Source organism: Roseicyclus sp. (genome assembly GCF_052168335.1).
GTDB lineage: Bacteria > Pseudomonadota > Alphaproteobacteria > Rhodobacterales > Rhodobacteraceae > Roseibacterium.
The window spans coordinates 1-2,569 of sequence record NZ_JBQLZP010000253.1; the positions used below are offsets into that span (position 1 = coordinate 1).

Below are 2,569 nucleotides of genomic sequence, written 5' to 3' on the forward strand. Positions count from 1 at the left end.
GCAGATCGCCGACCGCCGCGTGATCTTCGAGGACGAGCGCGTGGCCAATCCCTACGTGGCGCGCGCCTTCCTGGTGCCCCCGCGCGAGAGCGGGGACCAGCGGCAGGCCGCCGCCCTGACGCTGCTGGCCGAGGTGCTGGGCGGGTCGGGACAGACCGCCGTCCTCTCCCGCCGCCTCCAGGTGGAGGAGGAGCGTTCGGTCTTCGCCTCGGCCTGGTACGATTCCACCAGCTACGACGCCTCGAGCTTCAACCTCGTGAACGTGCCCGTTCCCGGCGTCACGCTCGAGGAGGCCGAGGCCGACCTGGAGCGCACGATCGCGGCCTTCCTCGAGGAGGGCATCGACCCCGCGCAATTCGAGCGGATCAAGTTCCAGATCGAAGCCGCGCAGATCTACGAGGAGGACGACGTCCACGGCCTCGCGCGCGGCTACGGCGTGGCGCTGACCAGCGGCCTGACGGTCGAGGACGTGCTGACGTGGCCCGAGGTGCTCGCCTCCGTCACCATCGACGAGGTGATGGCCGAGGCGCGCGCGCTGTTCGGCGGCACTTCCTCCGTGACCGGCTACCTCATGCGCCCGACCGAAGAGGACGCCACCCAAGAACCCGCCCTGGAGGTGTCGCAATGATCCCCCGCCTGACCGGACTCCTGACCGCCGCCTTCCTCGTCCTGCCGGGCCTCGCGCAGGCCATCGAGATCGAGGAAGTGACCTCCCCCGGCGGCATCGAGGCATGGCTCGTCGAGGATCACTCGATCCCCTTCGTCGCGCTCGACATCTGGTTCATGGGCGGCGCCTCGCTCGACCCCGAGGGGGCGCGGGGCGCGGTCCACCTCATGACCGGCCTCCTCGAGGAAGGGGCTGCCGGCATGGATGCCCGCGCCTTCGCCGAGGCGGTGGAGGGCATGGCCGCGGGCTTCGAGTTCGACGTCTACCGCGACGCGCTGACCGTCTCGGCCCGGATGCTGACCGAGAACAGGGATGCTGCCGCCGACCTGCTGCGCGACGCCCTGATCGAGCCGCGCTTCGACGAGGACGCGATCGAGCGCGTGCGCGGCCAGGTCCTGTCCATCATCGAGGGCGACGCGCGCGACCCCGACGAGATCGCGACGGCGACGCTGAACGGCCTCGCCTGGGGCGACCACCCCTATGGCAGCGCACTCGAAGGCACCCGCGAGAGCGTTGCGGCGCTCACCCGCGACGACCTCGTGGCGGCGCATGACGCGGTGCTCGCGCGGGACCGGGTGGTGGTCGGCGCGGCCGGCGACATCACGGCGGAAGAGCTCGGCCTCCTCCTCGACCGCATCCTCGGCGACCTTCCGGCCGAGGGCGCGGCCATGCCGGAGATGGCGGATTACGCACTGAGCGGCGGGACGACGGTGGTGGATTTCCCGTCGCCGCAGTCGGTCGCCGTCTTCGCCCACGAGGGGATCGCGCGCGACGACCCGGACTTCTTCCCGGCCTTCGTGCTCAACCAGATCCTCGGCGGCGGCAACTTCAACTCCCGCCTGATGCAGGAGGTGCGCGTCGAGCGCGGCCTGACCTACGGCGTCTACTCCTTCCTCGGGCTTTCCGAGTACGGGCAGACGATGGGCGGGCGCTTCTCCTCCTCGAACGAGCTTGTGGCCGAGGCCATCGCGGTGATCCGCGAGCAGTGGGACGACCTCGCCGCCAACGGCGTCACGGACGCGGAACTGGAAGCCGCCAAGCGCTACCTGACCGGCGCCTATCCGCTGCGCTTCGACGGGAACGGGCGGATCGCGGGCATCCTCGCGGGGATGCAGGCCGACGGTATGCCCGTCGACTACATCGCGACACGCAACGACCAGGTCGAGGCGGTGACGGCGGAGGACGTGCGCCGCGTGGCGCAGCGCCTTCTGCGGCCGGAGGAACTGCACTTCGTCGTGGTGGGCCAGCCCGAGGGGCTCGATCCCTCCAACTGAACCCGGCCTTTCCGAATCCCGCAGGGGCATGCTAGGTATCGTGGCATGCCCCTCGGAGACCCCAACATAAGCTCCAACGCGGACCTCAGGCCCGTCATCCGGCAGCTCGACGAGGCCGCGATCAACCGTATCGCCGCCGGCGAGGTGGTGGAGCGGCCCGCGAGCGCCGTGAAGGAGCTGGTGGAGAACGCCCTCGACGCCGGCGCCAGCCGGATCTCGGTCGAGGTCGCACATGGCGGCAAGACGCTGATCCGCGTCACCGACGACGGCTGCGGCATGGGGGCGGACGACCTTCCCCTCGCGCTGTCGCGCCACGCCACGTCCAAGATCGACGGCACCGACCTCCTCAACATCACGAGCTTCGGGTTCCGGGGCGAGGCGCTGCCCTCGCTCGGCGCGGTCGGGCGCCTGTCCATCACCAGCCGGACCGGGGGCGACGCCGCTCACCGGATCGAGGTTTCGGGCGGCGTCATGGGGCCGGTGAAGCCCGCCGCCCTGTCGCGCGGGACGGTGGTGGAGCTGCGCGACCTCTTCCACGCGACACCCGCGCGGCTGAAGTTCCTGCGCTCCGACCGGGCCGAGATGCAGGCGATCACCGACGTGGTGAAGCGCCTCGCCATGGCCGAGC

The 2,569-nt window shown here is 71.0% G+C and carries 3 protein-coding genes; all 3 read left to right on the plus strand.

What is annotated here, in order from left to right:
- Positions 1-628 (plus strand): M16 family metallopeptidase (locus ACTS11_RS07800; RefSeq protein WP_442639762.1); only part of this gene is annotated, 628 nt, incomplete at its 5' end.
- The gene (locus ACTS11_RS07805) at positions 625-1,941 is read left to right on the plus strand and encodes a M16 family metallopeptidase (protein WP_442639763.1); all 1,317 of its coding nucleotides are present in this window, start codon (positions 625-627) and stop codon (positions 1,939-1,941) included. The genes ACTS11_RS07800 and ACTS11_RS07805, both read left to right, overlap by 4 nt.
- Before the next feature lie 45 nt (positions 1,942-1,986).
- The coding region (mutL, locus tag ACTS11_RS07810; protein WP_442639764.1) for a DNA mismatch repair endonuclease MutL at positions 1,987-2,569 on the plus strand (583 nt) is incomplete at its 3' end.